At 72.6% G+C, this 19,572-nt stretch carries 10 protein-coding genes; 3 read left to right on the top strand and 7 right to left on the bottom strand.

The genetic code is table 11. The annotated features are described in order from the left end of the window. Positions 1-138 precede the first annotated feature (138 nt). Positions 139-1,614, bottom strand: coding sequence for an amino acid adenylation domain-containing protein (locus ACFY0X_RS27830; protein WP_387758557.1), 1,476 nt, complete (start codon positions 1,612-1,614; stop codon positions 139-141). Positions 1,615-1,883: 269 nt separating this feature from the next. Here ACFY0X_RS27830 and sbnA point away from each other — a divergent pair, with 269 nt between their 5' ends. Together sbnA and sbnB are read left to right on the top strand one after the other, a co-directional pair. Beyond that, a complete protein-coding gene (gene sbnA / locus ACFY0X_RS27825; RefSeq protein ID WP_387758555.1) occupies positions 1,884-2,867 on the top strand; it encodes a 2,3-diaminopropionate biosynthesis protein SbnA in 984 nt (327 codons plus the stop codon). Further along, a complete protein-coding gene (gene sbnB, locus ACFY0X_RS27820; protein ID WP_387758553.1) occupies positions 2,864-3,889 on the top strand; it encodes a 2,3-diaminopropionate biosynthesis protein SbnB in 1,026 nt (341 codons plus the stop codon). The genes sbnA and sbnB overlap by 4 nt, the downstream gene beginning before the upstream one ends. Positions 3,890-3,969: 80 nt before the next feature. On the opposite strand, the gene ACFY0X_RS27815 is transcribed toward sbnB, so the two are convergent. The 5 genes from ACFY0X_RS27815 to ACFY0X_RS27795 all read right to left on the bottom strand — a co-directional run bounded on the left by ACFY0X_RS27815 (position 3,970) and on the right by ACFY0X_RS27795 (position 11,177). Beyond that, a complete protein-coding gene (locus ACFY0X_RS27815; protein ID WP_387758552.1) occupies positions 3,970-6,393 on the bottom strand; it encodes an aminotransferase class I/II-fold pyridoxal phosphate-dependent enzyme in 2,424 nt (807 codons plus the stop codon). Next, positions 6,393-7,412: a 4-hydroxyphenylpyruvate dioxygenase gene (gene hppD, locus ACFY0X_RS27810; protein WP_387758550.1), complete on the bottom strand. Its 1,020-nt coding sequence runs from the start codon at positions 7,410-7,412 to the stop codon at positions 6,393-6,395. The genes ACFY0X_RS27815 and hppD overlap by 1 nt, the downstream gene beginning before the upstream one ends. A 152-nt stretch (positions 7,413-7,564) precedes the next feature. Beyond that, on the bottom strand, positions 7,565-9,148 hold the full coding sequence (locus tag ACFY0X_RS27805; protein ID WP_387758549.1) for an MBL fold metallo-hydrolase: 1,584 nt from the start codon (positions 9,146-9,148) through the stop codon (positions 7,565-7,567). A gap of 359 nt (positions 9,149-9,507) precedes the next feature. Beyond that, positions 9,508-9,996, bottom strand: coding sequence for a YbaK/EbsC family protein (locus tag ACFY0X_RS27800; RefSeq protein ID WP_387758548.1), 489 nt, complete (start codon positions 9,994-9,996; stop codon positions 9,508-9,510). Between the two features lie 320 nt (positions 9,997-10,316). After that, on the bottom strand, positions 10,317-11,177 hold the full coding sequence (locus ACFY0X_RS27795; protein ID WP_387758546.1) for an ATP-binding cassette domain-containing protein: 861 nt from the start codon (positions 11,175-11,177) through the stop codon (positions 10,317-10,319). 355 nt (positions 11,178-11,532) lie between these two features. Between ACFY0X_RS27795 and ACFY0X_RS27790 the strand changes: the two genes are divergently transcribed. Further along, complete coding sequence (locus tag ACFY0X_RS27790) at positions 11,533-12,549, top strand: threonine/serine dehydratase (protein ID WP_387758544.1); 1,017 nt, start codon at positions 11,533-11,535, stop codon at positions 12,547-12,549. Between the two features lie 30 nt (positions 12,550-12,579). Here ACFY0X_RS27790 and ACFY0X_RS27785 read toward each other — a convergent pair whose 3' ends face one another. Further along, entirely contained in the window at positions 12,580-19,548 is a 6,969-nt protein-coding gene (locus ACFY0X_RS27785; protein ID WP_387758542.1) for an amino acid adenylation domain-containing protein, read from the bottom strand. Positions 19,549-19,572: the final 24 nt, after the last annotated feature.

Below are 19,572 nucleotides of genomic sequence, written 5' to 3'. Positions count from 1 at the left end.
GACGACGGTGCCGGTCCCCGGTGCACCACCGGTGGGGGCCGGCACCGTCGTCCTGCCCGGGAACGGCGGCGGCGCCTCAGCCGGTCGGGTCCACGGACCCGGCCAACTGAGGCGCCGCGCTGGTTGAACGAAGCGGCGTCAGCGGCGGGCGGCGGCGAAGTCGTGGACCACGACCGCTGCCGCGCCGACCGCGGGGTGGCGCTGCAGGACCGCCTCGATCTCGCCGAGCTCCATCCGGACCCCGGCGAGCTTGACCTGGCGGTCCACCCGGCCCAGGTACTGCAGCGCCCCCTGCGGGAGGACCCGCACCGCGTCGCCGGTCCGGTAGAGCCGGCCGGTGGGCGTGGCGCGAAACGGGTCGCGGAAGAACGCGTCCCGGGTCCGGTCGTGATCGTGGACGTACCCGCGCCCCACGCCCACCCCGCCGACGAACAGTTCCCCGGTCTCTCCGGGCTCGCACGTCCGCCAGCCGTCCTCCGCGCGGCGCAGCACGTAGAGCTGGGTGTTGACCACGGGCGTACCGATCGGCAGGCGCATCAGACCGAGGTCGGCGGGCAGCACGGTGTGGTGGGTCACGTCGTCGGAGCACTCGGTGGGACCGTAGGCGTTCACCAGCCCGGCCTGGGGCATCTCCCGGAGCCAGCGGCGGGCCACCTCGGTGGGCAGCTCCTCGCCGGTGGCGAGCATCCAGCGCAGGCCCGCGAGCCGCCCGGCCTGCGGGGCGGCCGCCAGGTCGTCCAGCAGCAGACGGACCATGGTGGGAACCAACTCCACGACGGTGACCCGGTGTTCGTCGACGAGTCGGGCGAAGGCCACCGCGTCGTGGGCGGTCGCGTCGGCGACCACGCTGACCTCGCCGCCGACGACCAGCGGGCAGAGCATCTGCCAGATGGAGATGTCGAAACCGAGCGGGGCGGTCTGGGCCACCACGTCCTGCCCGGTCAGACCGAGGTCCACGACCTTGGCGACGAGGTGGTTGAGCATGCCCTGGTGCTCGACCACCGCGCCCTTGGGCCGGCCCGTGGAGCCGGAGGTGAACAGCACGTACCGGGGCTGGTCGGGGCGCTCCAGCCGGGCGGGGCCCTGCCAGGGGTCGCGGTCGGCCGCCCCGGCGGCCCGGACCACCGGGACGCCGACCTCCGCGGCGCCCTCGGAGAGCGAGACCGGCACGACCTCCGGGTCGGTGCTGAGCAGCAGACCGGCACCCGCCTGACCGAGGACGTCCGCGACCCGGCGCGCGGGCCAGTTGCCGTCGACGGGCAGGTAGAGCGCGCCGAGCAGCTCGGTGGCCAGGAAGGCGGCGACGACGGTGGCGCCGCGTTCGCCGCCGACCGCGACGACCGAGCCGGGGCCGACCCCCTCACGCTCCATCAGGGTGGCCAGTCGGCGCGCCCGCAGGGCCAGTTCGGCGTAGCCGACCCGGCCGTGGGCGTCGCGGACAGCCGGCCGGTCACGCTCGCGGGCGAAGCGCTCCACCCGGGTGACCACCGCGTCCGAGAGGTCGGCCGGGTGGTCGCGGGTGAGTGCCAGCTCGCGGGCCCGCCGCAGCTCCCCGGGGGCGATGGCCAGTTCCGGGAGCCCGGCGGGGCCGAGCAGGCCGTCCTCGATCGTCACGAATCCGCTCCTTTTTGATCGGCGGCATTATCCGCTTTCGACTGTCCAGGGAATACCCGGATCTTGCCGGGCTACTTCCCGTGAAGTACGGTAATCGATGCCGGGGGCGATCGGATACCGAATTCGCCCGCCGCCGGGGCGAAGAGAATGTGATGCTCGGGCCGGGAGAGCTGAGCGCCGGGTACGTCAACTCGCTTTCTTGACGCAGGCTTTCGATCGTATCGACCATTCCCCGCATCCCTTACCGTCCTGCCGAGGTGTCCGGCGCCATGCCCATTATCAGCTCCCCGCACGAATTCAATGTCGAGGATCTCTACCTGGATCTGCGCCGGGTGAACGGCACACCGTTGTACCTGAAATGCGAAGGGTTCAACTTCGCCGGATCCATCAAGCTGAAGGCTGCCGTCGCGATGGTCGACGCCGCGGAGCGGGACGGCCGGATCGGGCCCGACTCGGTCCTGGTGGAGTCCTCCTCCGGCAACCTCGGCATCGCGCTGGCCATCATCGCGGCCGACCGGGGCTACCGCTTCGTCTGCGTGACCGACCCCCGGTGCAACCCGACCGCCCGGCAGCTGATGCGCTCGTTGGGCACGGACGTCCGGGTGGTCACCCACCAGGACGCCAACCTGGGATACCTGCACAGCCGCATCCAGTACGTCCGCGACCTCTGCGCCACCAGCGACCGCTACCTCTGGCTCAACCAGTACGCCAATCCGAACAACTGGCGGGCGCACTACGAGAACACGGCGCCGGCCATCGCGGCCGACTTCCCGGCCCTGGAGGTCCTGTTCGTCGGCGCGGGCACCACCGGCACCCTCACGGGGTGCGCGCGCTACTTCAAGCAGCACCGCCCGGACGTCACCGTGGTGGCCGTCGACGCCGTCGGTTCGGTCACCTTCGGAGGAGTCCCGGGGCGCCGGGTGGTCCCGGGCCTCGGCACCAGCACCCGCCCGGAGCTGGTCGACGAATCCGTCGTCGACGACGTCGTGTACGTCTCCGAGCCCGACACCATCCGGGTCTGCCGCGAACTGGCGGCCCGCGGCTTCGTGCTCGGCGGGTCGACCGGGACGGTGGTGGGCGGCGCCTCCCGCTGGCTGGCCGAGAAGTACCCCGGCGAGGACCCGGTCGCCGTCGCGATCTCCCCCGACCTCGGCGAGCGCTACCTGACCTCCATCTACGACGACCACTGGCTGGACGAACACTTCGGCCAGGACGACCCGTTCACCCACTCGCACTGGAGCCCGCACCCATGACCACCACCCCCTCCTTCTCCGTCATCCCGGGAGCGCAGGTCGTCGACGTCCTGCGCGGCCGCGAGAAAGAGGTCATCGCGACGGTCGAGAACACCTACCGCCTGCACGGCCGGGGCCTCACCGTGAACCCCGACTCGTACTTCCTGCGCTTCCCCGAGCAGCCGGCCGACCGGATCATCGCGCTGCCCGCCTCGGTCGGCGGCGACGTCGACGTGCACGGCATCAAGTGGATCTCGTCGTTCCCGGGGAACGTCGCCGCCGGCATCCCGCGCGCCTCCGCCGTGGTCGTCCTCAACGACACCGCGACCGGCTATCCGCTGGCCTGCCTGGAGAGTTCCGTCATCAGCGCCTCGCGCACCGCCGCCTCGGCGGCCCTGGCGGCGGTGGCGATCGCCGAGCGGCGGGGCGTCGCGCCGCGCCGGGTCGGCTTCATCGGGGTCGGGCTGATCGCGCGGTACGTGCACACGTACCTGGTGGCGGCCGGTCTCGACTTCGACGAGGTCGGGGTCCACGACCTGTCCCGGGAGCACGCCGAGGGCTTCGAGGGGTACCTGGAGCGCGCCGGGTCCGGCCCGGTGACGGTCCACGACACCGCCGAGTCGCTGATCGCCGCGTCGGACCTCATCGTGCTGGCCACGGTCGCGGGCGAGCCGCACATCCTCGACCCGGCCCTGTTCGCCCACAACCCGGTGGTGCTGCACGTCTCGCTGCGCGACCTCTCCCCCGAGATCGTCCTCGCCTCCTACAACCTGGTCGACGACGTCGACCACTGCCTCAAGGCGAACACCTCGCCGCACCTGGCCGAACAGCTCACCGGCAACCGGGACTTCGTCGACGGCACGCTCTTCGACCTGCTGGAGGGCCGGACCACTCCCCCGGCCGACCGGCCCGTGGTCTTCTCCCCGTTCGGACTCGGAGTGCTGGACCTGGCCGTGGCGAAGTTCGTCCACGACGAGGTCGCCGCGGCCGGCAGCCTGCAGACCGTCCCCGGCTTCTTCCACGAGATGAAGCGCTACGGCTGAGGACGGCGCCGGAACGCGTACGGGGAAGGGCCCGCCGGAAACGGCGGGCCCTTCCCCGTACCGGGGCGCACGGTCACCGCTCAGGGCCGCTCCCCGGCCGCCCAGCGGACGAAGTCGGCCAGCCGCCCGACGCCCTCGGCGATCTGCGGCCGCGTCAGGTAGCTGACCGAGAGCCGCAGGCTGCGCTCGCCTCCGCCCTGCGGGAAGAAGTACGACATCGGCGTCCAGATCACCCCGAAGTTCTCGGCGCAGAGCTCCAGGGCCGCGTTGTCCGCCGTGAAGGGCACGTCGACGGCCAGGAAGAAGCCCCCGGTCGGCTCGTTCCAGCGCAGTCCCAGCGCCGCTCGCTCCGCCTCGGGGAAGCACCGGTCGAGCTCGCTCAGGGTGGCCCGCATGGCGTCCCCGTAGTAGGCGGCCGTCCCGGCGTTGGACTCCGAGGTCCGACCGCCGGCGGCGAGGAGCATCCCGGCCACCACCGCCTGGCTGACCGGCGAGGTGTTCACCGTCACCATGCTCTTGATCCTGGTGAGCTCCTCCGCCAGGAGGCCGGTGGAGCCGTCCGCGCCGACGACCACCTGGTCGGCGACCGCGTAGCCCACCCGGGCGCCCGGGAAGAGCGTCTTGGAGAGCGAGCCCAGGTGCACGACGCGGCGCCGCCGGTCGAGCGCCTTGAGGGTCGGCAGCTGCCGGCCCGGGCTGACCATCCGGTACGGGCTGTCCTCCAGGACCAGCAGGTCGTGCCGGTCCGCGAGGTCGAGCAGCTCCCGGCGTTGTTCGAGCGGCATCGTCGTCCCCGACGGGTTGGAGTGGTCCGGCACCACGTAGAACGCCCGGGGGCGGCGCCCGCGCGCCCGCTCGGCGAGGATCGCCGCCTCCAGGTCGGCGCAGCGGAAACCGTCCGGCCCCTCCGGGACGGCCGTCGGCTCGATGTCGAACAGTCGCGCCGCGCCCGTGATGCCCACGTAGCAGGGGCTGGAGACCAGGAGCACGTCCTCGGGGCCGGCGATCAGTGCCCGCACGGCGATGAGCATCGCCTCCTGGGCGCCGACCGTCACCACGATCGACTCGGCGGGCACGTCGACGCCCTCGTCGGCCCGCAGCGCGTCGGCGATCAGCTCGCGGATCTGGCCGGCCGCCGGACCGTACTGGAACAGCGCGGAACGGACGTCCTCGGGCGAGGCGCCGCCCTCGGCCAGGTGGTCGAGGTAGCGGCGCAGGTGGGTGAAGACCTGCTCGGTCTCGAAGAATCCCGCGTACGGGCGGCCCGGGGCGAAGGAGATCGCTTCGGGGTAGCGCTGGGTGACCTCGTTGAGGAAGTTCATGGTGTCGAGCACCGGGTCGCTGACGCTGCCGTGCAGGTCCTCCCGGCGCAGGTCGCCGGGCCGAGCGGGGACGGCGCGGGGACGCGGGGGTGCCGCGGGCCGGTCCGCCGGTTCGGCGCCGACCACCAGCTCCGGGCCCGCCTCGGCCACCGACCCGGTGCCGGTGAGGGCCATCGCCTCGGTCAACTCCTCGGCGACCAGGCCGAGGAGGTGCTCCACGCCGCGCGCTCCGTCCACGGCCAGGCCGTGCAGCACGGGCCGCCCGAGGAGCACGGCGTCGGCGCCGAGGGCCAGCGCCGCGAGCACGTCCGCGCCGCGCCGCACCCCGCCGTCGACGAGCAGCGGGCAGGCGCCCGCGACCGCCCGCGCGATCTGCGGCAGCACGTCCAGCGTCGCCGGGGCGCCGTCCAGCTGACGGCCGCCGTGGTTGGACACCACGATCCCGTCCACCCCGGCGGCCAGCGCGAGCCGGGCGTCCTCGGCGGTCAGCACCCCCTTGACCAGCACCGGCAGCGAACTGACCGACCGCAGCCACTCCACCACCGACCAGTCGAGCGCGGGGTCGAACTCGGTCCGTGCGTGCCCGCCGGGCGAGGAGAAGCCGCCGCCGCTCAGGTTGGCCGGGACGACGCCGTCCGGCAGCCGGAAGTCGTTGCGCAGGTCGCGCAGCCGGCGGCCGAGGTGCGGGGCGTCCACGGTGAGCAGCAGCGCCTCGAAGCCGGCCGCCTCGGCCTGCCGGACCAGCTCGCGCGTGGTGGCGCGGTCGCGGAAGCAGTACACCTGGAGCCAGAGCGGGGCGCTGGTGGCCCCCGCGATGTCCTCGAAGGTGCGGCTCGCGAAGGTGCTCACCACCAGCGGGACGCCGAGCCGGCCGGCGGCACGGGCGGTGGCGACCTCGCCGTCCGGGTGGGCGAGGGTGTGGTAGGCCATCGGCGCGATGCCGAACGGCAGGGACCAGGTCCGGCCGAGGATCCGCGTGTCGGTGACGGGCGCGCCCTGGCCGGTCAGCACCCGCGGCCTCAGCCGGACCTGCTCGAACACCGCCAGGTTGGCGGCGAGGGTACGCTCCTCCCCGGCGCCGCCGGCGAGGAAGTCCCAGACCGCGGGCTCCAGCCGACCGCGGGCCAGGACCTCGTACTCGGCCGGGGTCAGCGGGCGTCCCGTCCCGGGGTCGGCGGCCATCAGGAGTTCAACCGGTCGCGCTCGACGGCCTCGTACAGGGACCGGATGTTGGCGCTGCCGAAGCCTCGGGAGCCATGGCGCTGGATCAGCTCGAAGAAGAGGGTGTTGCGGTCGTAGGGCGAGCGGGTGAACAGCTGCAGCAGGTGGCCCCACTCGTCCCGGTCCGCCAGCACCTTCGCCTTGCGCAGCTCGGCGATCCGCTCGGCCATCCCGTCGAAGCGCTCGGCGAGCAGGTCGTAGTACGCGTCGGGGGTGTCGAGGAACTCGACGCCGCGGTCACGGGCCTCGCCGACCGCCGCGACGATGTCGTCGACCAGGAAGGCCAGGTGCTGCACGCCGGGGCCGCCGTTGCGCTCCAGGAAGGCGTCCAACTGGCCGCGCTCCTGGGCCGGGTCCGGCGCGACCAGGGTGAAGGTGACGCGGCCGGAGGCGCTGCGCACCACGATGGAGTCCATCGCCTGACCGCCGACGGCGACGTACTCGGACGAGTAGCGGGAGAGGCCGAAGGCGTCCCGGTAGAAGTCCGCGGTCCGGTCCAGGGTGCCGCCGGCGAGACAGACCGCGACGTGGTCGAGCGTCCGGACCCGGGAGGGCGCGGCAGCCGGGTCGGCCGGGCACGGCGTCCACCGGCGGCCGTCGGCGAACGGTGCGCCGGGGTGGGCCGCGGCCGGGAGCAGGGTGTGGGAGACACCGCCGAAACCGGAGACCGCGGTGTTGCCGCGGACCGGGTCCAGCCGGGCGGCGCCGGCCGCCACCGCCCGCTCGCCGTCCGCCACCGGGTCGTCACAGCCGAAGGCCAGGTCGGCGATGCCGTCGCCGTACTGGTCGAGGAAGCGCCAGATGCCGCGGCCGGAGGTGACGACCAGGTTCACGTCCCCCTGCCGCAGCAGCACGGAGCTGCGGTCGGTCTCCACCGAGTCCGCGACCGGGCTGAAGCCGAGGGCCGAGACGAAGTAGTCGACGGCTGAGACCTTGCTCGAGGTGAACAGTTCGGCGTAGACGATGTCCTGCACGGCCATGCTGCTACCTACCTCCTGAACGGCCGACGGCCGGTGACGTTTCATGGATGACGCGGCCCCGCGGTCCGGGCCGACGGCAGGGGGCGGGACCACCGGGTCCTCGCGGACGACGAATCCCGGTGCCCGCCCCCAGACCTACCGACGCCGGGGGACTACCAGCGCCATTCCTGCTGCTTGAAGAGGTGGCCGGCCTTGATGTCGCGCTCCTTGCACCAGCCCATGAACTCCTCGATCTGCTTGATCTGGAAGGTGTCCGGGGTGTAGGTGGTGGCCATCACGTGACCGAGCCAGTCCTCCTCACCCATGGCGTAGACGTACGCCTCGCGGGCGCCGAGCTCGGTCATGATGGCGGCGGCCTGCTCGGCGTTGGAGCCGGAGAGCTTGCGCGAGTTGCTCATCTTCTTGGTGACCGGGACGGTCAGCAGCGCCTGGTAGAGCCAGGTCAGCGGCGCGCCGTCGCACTCCATGCCGAGGAAGGCGATGTCGGCGGTGCCCAAGTGGTTCTTGATGTAGCGGTAGAGCGAGGGCTCGATGCCGGAGGAGTCCGCACCGATGAAGATCTTCTTGCCGGCCAGCTCGGCCCAGTAGGTGGACTTGGCGCGGATGTCCAGGTCGCAGTGCTCGCCGAGGAACGGCGTCGCGGTGATCTTGCCGCCGGGGAACTCGACCTCGTCGAAGTCGTCCACCTCGATGACGTTGAAGCCCTGGTGGCGGAGCATGTGCGCCATCGACGGGTCGGCCAGGTTGCCGCGCGAGGACCGGGGGACGACGATCGCGCCGAGGCGGCCGCGCAGCTGGAGCAGGGTCTCCAGGACGATGTGGTCCTGGTGGCCGTGGGTGATCACCACCAGGTCGATGTAGTCCGGCAGGTCGTCCAGCGTGTAACGGTCGCCGGCGGTGTTGTCGGCGCTGATGAACGGGTCGGTGACGATCGCGGCCTCGGGCGTCTGCAGGACCAGACAGGCGTGCCCGAAGTAGCGGATCCGGCCGCCGCTCTCGATGTGCCGGTCCTCGGAGAGGCTCGGACGGTCCGTCAGCAGCTTGGACAGCTGGACGGTCTGGGCGTCGTCCAGGCCCAGCGCCTCGCGCAGGTGCGCGAGGGTGGTGCCGTGCACGCGGGCCTTGAACAGCTCGGTGAGGCCCTCGTGGCGGAACGGGATGTTCAGCTCCAGGACGTCCGGCGAGGGCAGGCGCGGGGTGCTCAGGATGAACGGGCGCTCGATCCCGGTCTCCAGCGACAGCTGGACCGACTGGCGCGACTCGTCGTAGACCTTGCTCTTGTAGGCCACCGGCTCCATGAAGCGCATCTGCGCCTGGTTGTCGGTGTCGTAGGCGAGTTCGATGAGCCCGCCGAGCTCCTCCGGCATCTTCGGGTAGAGCGGGGTGAGGTCGAAACCGGTGGCGTTGGCGCGCAGGATCTCCTGACCGGCCGCGATGGCCTCGGCGAAGCGCAGCATGTCGGCCCGGTCGCTCTTGATCGAGGCGACCAGGTCACGGACCTCGTCGGCGCGCGACTCCGGAATGTTGATGAAGTAGCCGCCGCGCAGCTCGGGGTTGTTGCTGGCCGCGACGTGCACCTGCGGGGACTGGAGGTAGGACTCCAGCAGCGGCAGCTGCAGGAACGCGAGGTTCATCGCCGCCTGCACGGGCGCGATCGTGTACGGCCAGGCGTAGAACCTGTCCACCAGTGGCTCGATGATGGCCTTCGACCGCAGGAACAGCTTCTCGTCGGGCATCTGCACCCCTCACTCCAGAAGAACTTAGAAGGAATTGACCAAATCGGCCGGGGGTGGATCCCGGAATTTTCGGATACCCGACCGAACCGTGCTGGAATGACGACCAGAGAGAATCAGCCCGGGCCAATGCCCGGAGGGCCGAAGGAACCACATCCGCCTCGCCATACGGGGATCGCCGCACGCGGCGCGCTCGCCCGAATCAGAATGGCCCGGGGCAGCGCGGTGGATCAATAGCCGACGGCCGCGCACGGTCCTTGAACAGGCCGGTCGGGCGGCCCGGAGCCCCGGGCCGCCCGCCGTGCAACTGCGTCGGCGCGCCGGTTGAACAGCGCGACCCGCCTCCGGTCGCCGCCCGCCGGTCAGACCGCGATCGCGGCGACGGCGGGCCGGGCCAGCTCCAGGTAGTCGGCGGTGGACAGGGCGACCGACAGGTCCAGCCGCCCGGCGTTGAAGTAGATCTCGTCGTGGCGCAGCAGGCCCTCGTCGACGAGCAGTTCCAGCTCGGCCGAGAAGGCGAACGGGACGATGGACCCGCTGACGCTGCCGGCCAGGCGTTCGGCGACGACCCGGGTGGCGAACGACGCCTCCCGGCCGCCGAAGCGCCGGGCCAGGGCCGCGAGGTCGACCCGGCGGTCACCGGGGACGACCGCGAGCACGTAGCGGCGCGAGCGCTTGCCGGTGGCCACCCGGACCACGATGGACTTGGCGGCCTGCGCCGGCGGGTGCCGGCGCAACAGGCTGGCGGCCTCGGTCCGGCCCTCCGGTGCGTGCGCGATGGTCCGGTAGGACGCCTCACCGGTGGCGAGCAGGGCCGTCAGGCGGCGGAAGGCGTCGAGGTCAGCGGACATCTGCGGCCTCCCCGGGCCGCGTGGTGTGCCGGACGGGTCCGGACGGGACCGCCGGACGGCGGTCGAGGACGGTGCGGGAGCAGCGTCGTGGACGGCGGGACACCTGGTCTCCAGGGGCAGTTGGGCGCCGTCGGGAAGGGCCGACGGTCGTGGGACACGCCCAGCGGGATCCTGCCGCCGGTGGAGAGCTCCGCGCGCACGGCTCGTGGGGGTGCGCGGGGATGTCGACGAGCCGTCATCATAGGAACGTCCCGGCGTTCACGGCACCCGAGCCCCTGAACGGCCGCCGGTCGGCGGGGCGGCGCGGGGGGTGGCGCGACTCAGGCGCCGGGGGTCTCCGGGGCCAGCTCGTACACCGGGACCACGTTCAGGAAGGCGATGTCGCCGACCTGCCGCGCGCTCAGGCCCGTCACCGTCAGCACCTGGTCGTCGTCGCGCAGCACCGAGGCCCCCTCGCTGGTCAGCAGCCCGGTCAGCACCTCGGCGTCGGGCGTGCGCACCCGCACCCGTCGGCGCCCGCCGCGGCCGAGAAGCAGCGCCGCCCGCTGCCTCTCGACCCGGCGGCCGTCCGCGAGGACCACCAGCTCGACCGCCGGGTCGGCGAGTTCGACCGGTGGCTGACCGGTGACGAGCACCGTGCGCCCCTCGCCGGCCAGTCGGCGGAACAGACCGTGCGCCCAGGCCAGCCCGCGGTGGTCCAGGCCGTTGAGCGGCTCGTCGAGCACCAGCACCGGCGGGTCGGCCAGCAGGGCGAATGCCACGCCGAGGCGCTGGCGCATCCCCAGCGAGAAGGTCCCGACCCGGCGCTGCGCCGCGTCCGTCAGTCCGACGTCCTCCAGCATCTCGTCCACCCGGCCGCGCGGCAGCCCGTACTGCCAGGCCAGGCCGGTCAGGCACTCCCGGGCGGTGTTGCCCACGTGGCGGCAGTACACGCCGTGGGTCTCCAGCAGCACGCCGACCTCGCGCGGACCCGGCGGGCGGTCCCCGAACTCCCGGCCGCCGATCGTCGCACTGCCGGCGGTCGGAGTGCCCAGGCCCAGCAGCAGCCGCAGCGTCGTGCTCTTGCCCGAGCCCTCCGGTCCGACCAACCCGGTGACGCGCCCGGCCTCGGCCGTGAAGCTCAAACCGTCGACGGCCGTGATCTGGCCGTAACGCTTCGTCAGTTCTCTGATCTCGATCACGAATCACCATGGTGGAGTGGGCCGGGCCGCGCTGCATCGGTCTTCCGGTGGCAAGAACCGGCGATTCCTGTCAACCCCGGGCTGACACCTACGGTCCGATGCCGTCGGGGAGCGGATCTGGTACCCGCCCGGGCCCGGCCGGCCCACCACGGCACGCGCGCGCGGGGGCAGGGGGCGGGGACGGCCGAGTCTTCCGGACGAAGAACCTCGCCTGCAAGGATAAAGGCCACTTCTGCACATTCCGCAGACAGCCCTTTTGAGGAGGCCCCGATGGGCATGACATCGGCGTGCGAGCAATTCCCCTCCCCGCCGCACCGGAATGGAATCGGCGGGCCCGACGGAAAGTCGGTGCAGCATGCCTGAAACCGCGCCCGGAAAGCACCCCGCGCTCTTCGCGGAAACTCCGCTCGACCGCGACGGCGTCGAACGCGCCGCACGCGAACTCACCGACCGGGTCTGGCGCACCCCGGTGGTGCGCTGCGCCCCGCTCGACGCGATCGCCGGCGCCCGGCTGTGGCTGAAGGCCGAGAACCTCCAGCACGGCGGGTCGTTCAAGGTGCGGGGGGCCCTGCTGGCCGTCGACGAACTCGCCCGGGCCGGCAGCCGTGGCGTGATCGCCCAGAGCACCGGCAACCACGCCATCGCGGTCGCGCTCGCCGCGCGCGAGCACCGGCTCCCCGCCACCCTCGTGCTGCCCTCCGACGCGCCGCCCGCCAAGGTCCGACGGATCCGGGACGCCGGCGCCGAGGTGGTCACCGCCGGCACCCTGCTGGCCGAACGCGTCGCCGTCGTCGAGCAGTTGCGCGAACGCCACGGCTACGACGCGGTCGACCCCTACCAGAACCCGCGGGTGGTGCTCGGCCAGGCCAGCGCCACCGCCGAACTGCTCGGCCAGGTCGCCGCCGAGGGCGTCCGGCTGGACGCCGTCATCGTCCCGGTCGGCGGCGGCAGCGCCGTCGCGGGCGCCTGCCTCGCCGCCGAAGGGACCGGGACGGCGGTGGTCGGTGCCGAGCCGGCGGCCGTACCGGCACTCACCGCCGCCCTGGCGGCCGGGCTGCCGGTGACCGTCCCGGCCCGGTACACCGTCGCCGACGGGCTGCGCCCCGACCGGATCGGCGCGCTGCCCTTCGAGCTCGCCGAACGCGCGGTCACGGCGGTGGTCACCGTGCCGGAGCCGGCCATCGGCGAAGCCCTGATGGCCGCGTTCCTGCACGCCCGGCTGGTCGTCGAACCGGCCGCGGCCACCGCGCTCGCCGCCGCACTGGCCCACGCCGCCGAGTACGGCGGCGACGTGGGCGTCCTGCTCAGCGGCGGCAACGTCGAACCGGGCCTGATCGCCTCGCTGCTCGCCGGGCGGAGCGGCCTCGACTGAGGCCGCTCCGCCCGGACGCGCCTCGTGGCGTCAGTCCTCCCAGCCGAGCCAGGCGGACACCTCGGCCCAGACGAGGCCGAGGTTCTCCGGCTTCGCGAGGTCGTAGTGGGTGCACGGCACCCCGGCCTCCGAAACCGTGCCGGTCACGAACTCCGCCCAGGATCCGGCGGTCCGCTCGTCCTCCTCCACGCGGCTCTCCTCGGCGACGACCAGCAGGGCGTCGCCGTCGAACCGGCCGTGCGCGTGGTGGGGCCGGATCCTGCGGCCGTTGTACAGCACCTTCGCGAAGGTCCGGTACTCCTCGTCGGTGATCGCACCGAGCACGCCGCCCGCCTCCCGCCGCACCATGTCGACGAGTCGGCCGATCAGCTCCTCCTCCTCGTGCTCCGCCACCTCGGCCGCCAGGGCCTCGTCCTCCTCGCGGTCCCACGGGTACTGGTCGAGCATCACCAGTGCCCCGACCTCCTCACCGGCCGCCTGCAGCTGGACGGCGATCTCGTGCGCGATCACGCCGCCGTACGACCAGCCCAGCAGGTGGTACGGGCCGCTCGGCTGCACCGACCGCATCTGCTCGATGTAGTCCGTCGCCATCTCCGCGATGGACCCGGCGACTTCGTCGACCCCGTCCAGACCACGGGCCTGCAGCGCGTACAGCGGGATGTCGGCCGGCACGTGCCGCGCGAGCGGCATGTAGCACCAACCCACGCCACCTGCCGGGTGGAGGAAGAAGAACGGCGGCCGCTCGCCCTGCTGCCTGATCGGCAGCAGCACCGCCAGCGCGTCCCGCATCGAGGACAGGCTCGTCCGCTTCAGCAGCTCGGCCACGGTGGGCGCCGCGAACACGTCGCGCACCGCGATCGTCACCCCGCGCTCCCGCAGGTTCTCCACCAGCCGGACGGCGAGCAGGGAGTGGCCGCCGAGGGCGAAGAAGTCGTCGTCCACGCCGACGCTGTCCAGCCCGAGGACCTCCGCGAAGGCGGCACCGACGTTCGCCTCGAAGGAGGTGACCGAGTGGTGGGCGTCCTCACGGACCTCGGTCTCCGGCGACGGCAGGGCCTTGCGGTCCAGCTTGCCGTTCGGCATCAGCGGCAGCTTCTCGATCACCACCACCGCGGACGGGACCATGTACCCCGGCAGCCGGTCCTGCGCGACCGCGCGCACCGCCTGGCCGAGCTGGTCCAGCTCCTCCTGCGGGACACCCCGGTTCGGCACCACGTAGGCCACCAGCCGCTGGTCACCCGGGACGTCCTCGCGCACCAGCGCCACGGCCTGGCCCACCGAGTGGTGCCCGGCGAGCACCGACTCGATCTCGCCCAGCTCCACGCGGAAGCCGCGCACCTTCACCTGGTCGTCCGAGCGCCCGACGTACTGCAGCTCGCCGTCGGCGGTCCACCGCACCACGTCACCCGTCCGGTACATCCGCTCCCCGGTTCCGGCGAACGGGTCCGCGACGAACCGGCCCGCCGTCAGCGCCGGCCGGCCCAGGTAACCGCGCGCCACGCTGCGGCCCGCGATGTACAGCTCGCCGGCCACGCCGACGGGCACCGGCGACAGCCGCTCGTCCAGCACGTAGACCCGGGTGTTGCCGATCGGCGAGCCGATCGACGACGCGTCCGCCCCGTCGCCCGCCAGCTCCTTGCCGGTCGACCAGACCGTGGTCTCGGTCGGACCGTACAGGTTGGTCAGGGTGGGCGTGCGGCTCAGCAGGGTCCTCGCCAGGTCCGCGGGCAGCGCCTCGGCACCGATCATCGCCCGTACCCGGCTCCAGTCCACCGGGTCCTCCGCGTCGGCCACCAGGCCGCGCCAGAGGCTCGGCGTGGCGTGCACGATCGTGGCACCGGTGTCGCGGATCAGCGCGCGCAGCGCCCACGGGTCGAGCACCTGCTCCTGTGCGGCCAGGACGATCCGGGCGCCGTTCAGGAGCGGCAGGTAGAACTCGAACCCGGCCATGTCACAGCCGTGCGTGCTCACCGCCAGCAACCGCTCGTCGGCGTCCAGCGCGAAGCGGTCCTGCATCGCCGACAGGAAGTTGACGATCGCCCGGTGCTCCACCAGCACGCCCTTGGGGCGTCCGGTCGAGCCCGAGGTGTAGATCACCCACATCGGGTGCTCCGGCCGCAGGGGCGCCGTGCGCTCGCCGTCCGTCAGCGGACCGTCCGCCAGGGTCGCCAGCTCGGCCCGCACCTCGGCGGAGTCGATCAGCACGACGGGCACGCCGTCGAGCCCATCGCCCTCGGCTGGCTCCCGCCCTTCGGGCTCGGCCGGCCGCTCGCCCAGGCTCTCGCTGGTGAGGCGGCAGACCGCGCCCGAGTCGGCGATCACGTAGGCGATCCGGTCCGCCGGGTAGGCCGGATCGATCGGCAGGTAGGTGGCACCCGCCTTGATCACCCCGAGGAGTGCCACCACCAGGTCGACGGTGCGCTCGAAGACCGCCGCGACCACGTCCTCCGGGCCGATCCCGCGGCCCGCCAGCAGTCGCGCCACCCGGTTCGCGCGGGCATCCAGCTCGGCGTAGCTGAGCTCGACCCCGCCCTGCACCAGGGCGACGGCGTCGGGCGTCCGGGCGACCTGCGCCTCGAACAGCTCCACGACCGTCCCGTCCGGCACCGGCGCCTCGGTGGCGTTCCACTCGGTGAGCACCCGGTGGCGCTCCTCCGGGCCGAGCAGGTCGACCTCGCTGAGCCGCAGGTCCGGGTCGGCGGCCAGGGTCGCCAGCAGCCGGACCCACCACTTCGCGAGGCGCGCGCCGGTCTCGGCGTCGAAGAGGTCGGCCGAGGCGGTCAGTCCGCCGTGCAGCCCGGCCGGCGTGCCGTCCTCCTCGTGCACCTCGACCAGGTCGAAGTCCAGGTCGAACTTGACCGAAGCGGAGCGGGTGGCCAGGACGCCGCCGCCGGCAGCCTCGAAGGAGCCGCCGTCGGTCCAGTAGCCGGGACCGTCGGACTTCTTGCCGATCGCGCTCTCCAGCAGGAACATCACCTGGAAGAGCGGGTGGCGGGCCATCGAACGGGCCGGTGCCAGCTCCTCGACCAGCTTCTCGAACGGCACGTCCGTGTGGGAGAGCGACCCCAGCGCCGCCTCCCGGACCCGCCCGAGCACCTCGCGGAAGGTCGGGTCGCCCGACACGTCGGTCCGCACCACGAAGGTGTTGACGAAATACCCGATCAGGTCGTTCAGGGCCTCGTCCGTGCGGCCCGCGGCCGCCGACCCGATCGGGAAGTCGGTGCCCGCGCCGAGCCGGTTCAGCAGCACGGCCAGCGCCCCGTGCATGACCATGAACGTGGTCACGCCCTCAACCCGCGCCATCTCCGCGAGCCGCGCATGCACCTCCGGCGAGACCTCCAGCGCCGTCCGGTGGCCCCGGTGGCTCGCCGTCGCCGGACGCGGCCGGTCGGCGGGCAGCTCCAGCTCCTCCGGGATCCCGGCCAGCGCCTCACGCCAGTGGGCGATCTGACGAGCACCCAGGCTCTCGGGATCGGCGAAGTCGCCGAGCAGCTCGCGCTGCCAGAGCGCGTAGTCCGCGTACTGGACCGGCAGCGGCTCCCAGTCGGGCGCCCGGCCCTCGAGGTGCGCCGCGTAGGCGGTCTTCAGGTCGGAGATCGCCGGTCCCCACGACCAGCCGTCGCTGGTGATGTGGTGCACCACGATCACCAGCACGCACTCCTCCGGGCTGACCCGGAGCAGCGTCGCCCGGATCGGGATCTCGGCGGACAGGTCGAACTCGTACCGCTCGGCCCGCTCGACCGCGGCCCCCAGCATCTCCCGCTCCACGTCCTCGACGTGCAGCGCCCAGTCCAGGTCGCCGAGTTCGAGGATCCGCTGGTGGGGCTCGCCGTCGACGGCCGGGAACACGGTGCGAAGCGACTCGTGCCGCCCGATCACGTCACGGAACGCGGCGTTCAGCAGCTCGGCGTCCACATCGCCGGGTATCGGCGAGGTGACGGGGATGTTGTACGTGCTGCTCGGCCCGTCCATCTGGTTGATGATCCACAGCCGGCGCTGGCCGTAGGAGAGCGGGAGGTGGTCGGGGCGGGGCATCCGCGTGAGCGGAGTGCGGGCCGTGTCGGCGTCCGCGAGGCGGGCGGCGAGGGCCGCGACGGTCGGCGCCTCGAACAGCGTCCTGATGTCGGTCTCGACGCCCAGGACGGTACGGATCCGGCTGACCAGCCGCACCGCGAGGAGGGAGTGGCCGCCGAGGTCGAAGAAGTCGTCATCGACGCCCACGTTCTCCAGGCCCAGCACGTCGGCGAAGGCCAGGCACAGCAGTTCCTCGCGCAAGCCCGCAGCCCGACGGCCACCACCGGCGGCCGAGCCGCCGTAGGTCGGCGCGGGCAGGGCCTTGCGGTCGAGCTTGCCGTTGCCGGTCAACGGGATCGCGTCCAGGACCACGACCGCGGCCGGCACCATGTGCTCGGGCAGACGACGCGCCGCGAACTCCCGCACCACGGCCGGCAGACCCGACGCGTCCTCGTCCGGATCGTCCGCCACGACATACGCCACCAGACGCACATCACCCGGCACGTCCTCCCGGGCCACCACCGCGGCCTGCCCGACCAGCGGATGCGCGGTGATCCCGGCCTGGACCTCGCCCAGCTCCACCCGGAACCCACGGACCTTCACCTGCTCGTCCGCACGCCCCAGGAACACCACCCGGCCATCAGCCGTCCACCGCGCCCGGTCACCCGTGCGATACATCCGCTCCCCGGCGACGACACCGTACGGGTTCGCGACGAAACGCTCCGCCGTCAACCCCGGCCGCTGCACATAGCCACGCGCCACCTGCACGCCCGCCACATACAACTCACCCGCCACACCCACCGGCACCGGCCGCAGGAACCCGTCCAGCACATAGAACCGGGTGTTCGCCACCGGCGCACCCACCGGCACCAGACCACCGGCGGCATCATCACTGCTCAACCGCGTGGTCGCGACACCGATCGTCGTCTCGGTCGGGCCGTAGTGGTTGAACACCCCCCGCTCACCCGCCCGCTCGACCAGCTCGCGCACCAGCTCCGGCGTGGCAGCCTCGCCACCCAGCACCAGCGAACGCCCCGGCAGCACACCCCCCACACCCGCCACCGACGCCAGAGCGGCCAGGTGCGAGGGCACCGCCTTCAGGAAGTCGATCCCCTGCTCGGCCAGATACGCCGCCACCCGCGCCGGATCGGTGACCGCCTCCTCCTCCAGGACGTGCAGCTCACCACCCGTCGCCAAGCTCGCGAACACCACCGTGTTCCCCAGGTCCGTGGCCTGCGCCTGAAGAAGCGCATACCGCCCGCCCGGCACACCGAACCCGACCCGACCCGGCACCGACGACACATAGTTCGCCACACCGCCGTGCGTGACCGCCACACCCTTCGGACGACCCGTCGAACCCGACGTGTAGATCACATACGCCAGACCCTCAGCCCGAACCACCACCCCGGGAGCCGTCACCGGCAGAGCGGCCAACTGCATCGCCGTGAACGTCGCATCGATCGCCACCAGCCGGACCCCGACCGACGGCAACTCACCGAGGATCTCATCCGTCGTGACGACCAGCGCCACCCGGCTGTCCTTCAGCGTGAACGCCACCCGGTCCGCCGGCTGCGCGTGGTCGACCGGCAGATAACCCGCACCCGCCTTCCACACCGCCAGGATCCCCGCGATCATCTCCACACCACGCGGCAGGGCAAGACCCACCACCGACTCCGCACCCACACCCTGAGCCACCAGGAAGTGCGCCAACCGGTTCGCCCGCGCGTCCAACTCCGCGAACGACACCCGCTCACCACCGGCCACCACCGCCACCGCATCCGGCGACGACGCCACCCACGCCTCGAACAACTCCACCACCGAGGAAGCCGAAACCTCCTCCTCCGTGGCATTCCACTCCACCATCACACGACGGTGCTCGGCGTCGTCGAGGACGTCCACCAGCGCCACCGGCACACCCGGATCACGCGTCACCGCATCCAGCACCCGGACCCAGGCCGAAGCGATCCGCCCCGCCCACACCGGCTCGAACAGATCCGCCGACACCGTCACCGTGCCCCGCACACCCGCCGCACGACCCTCACCGTCGAAGACCTCACCCACGAGGACGTCGAGGTCGAACTTCGCCGCGGAGTCGGACGCCACCGGCTCGTGCCCGTCGGGCTCCGCCACCGGCGACTCGGAGTCGACCGGTGCCGTACCCGTCTGCATACCGGGCAGTTCGAGCACCGCGTCCACGGTGTTCTGCTTGGTGAGGACCACCTGGAAGAGCGGGTGGCGGGCCATCGAACGGGCCGGCGCCAGCTCCTCCACCAGCCGCTCGAAGGGCACGTCCTGGTGCGCCAGAGCCGACAGCGTCCGCTCCCGCACCCGCCCCAACAACTCCCGGAAGGTCGGCTGACCCGACAGGTCCGCCCGCACCACCAGCGTGTTGATGAAGAACCCGACCAGATCGTCCAGCGCCTCGTCCGTACGGCCCGCGTTCGCCGAACCGATCGGGATGTCCGTCCCCGCACCCAGCTTCGACAACAGCAGCGCCAGCGAAGCCTGCAACACCATGAACGGCGTCACACCCTCAGCCCGCGCCACCTCCGTCAGACGCGCGTGCACCGCCGCCGGAACCTCCACCGACACCTGGTGCCCACGGTGCGAACCCACCACCGGACGCGCACGGTCGAACGGCAGCGCCAACTCCTCCGGCACACCCGCCAGAGCCTCACGCCAGTAGCCGAGCTGAGCGTGCATCAGGCTGGCCGGGTCGTTCTCGTCGCCCAGCAGCTCACGCTGCCACAGCGTGTAGTCCGCGTACTGCACCGGCAACGGCGCCCACTCCGGCGCCCGGCCCGCGGACCGGGCCGCGTACGCCGTCGACAGGTCACGCGCCAGCGGACCCCTCGACCAGCCGTCGCTCGCCACATGGTGCATCACCACCACCAGCGCCCGCATACCCGGACCACCCTCGAACAGCCACGCCCGGAACGGCACCTCACAGGACAGGTCGAAAGCATGCTCCAGCGCCCGGTCCACCGCCGCCGGCAGCTCCCCCGGCGC

The organism is Kitasatospora sp. NPDC001547 (assembly GCF_042894165.1).
Classification (GTDB): Bacteria; Actinomycetota; Actinomycetes; order Streptomycetales; family Streptomycetaceae; genus Kitasatospora.
This window is presented reverse-complemented; position numbering and strand designations above follow the sequence as displayed.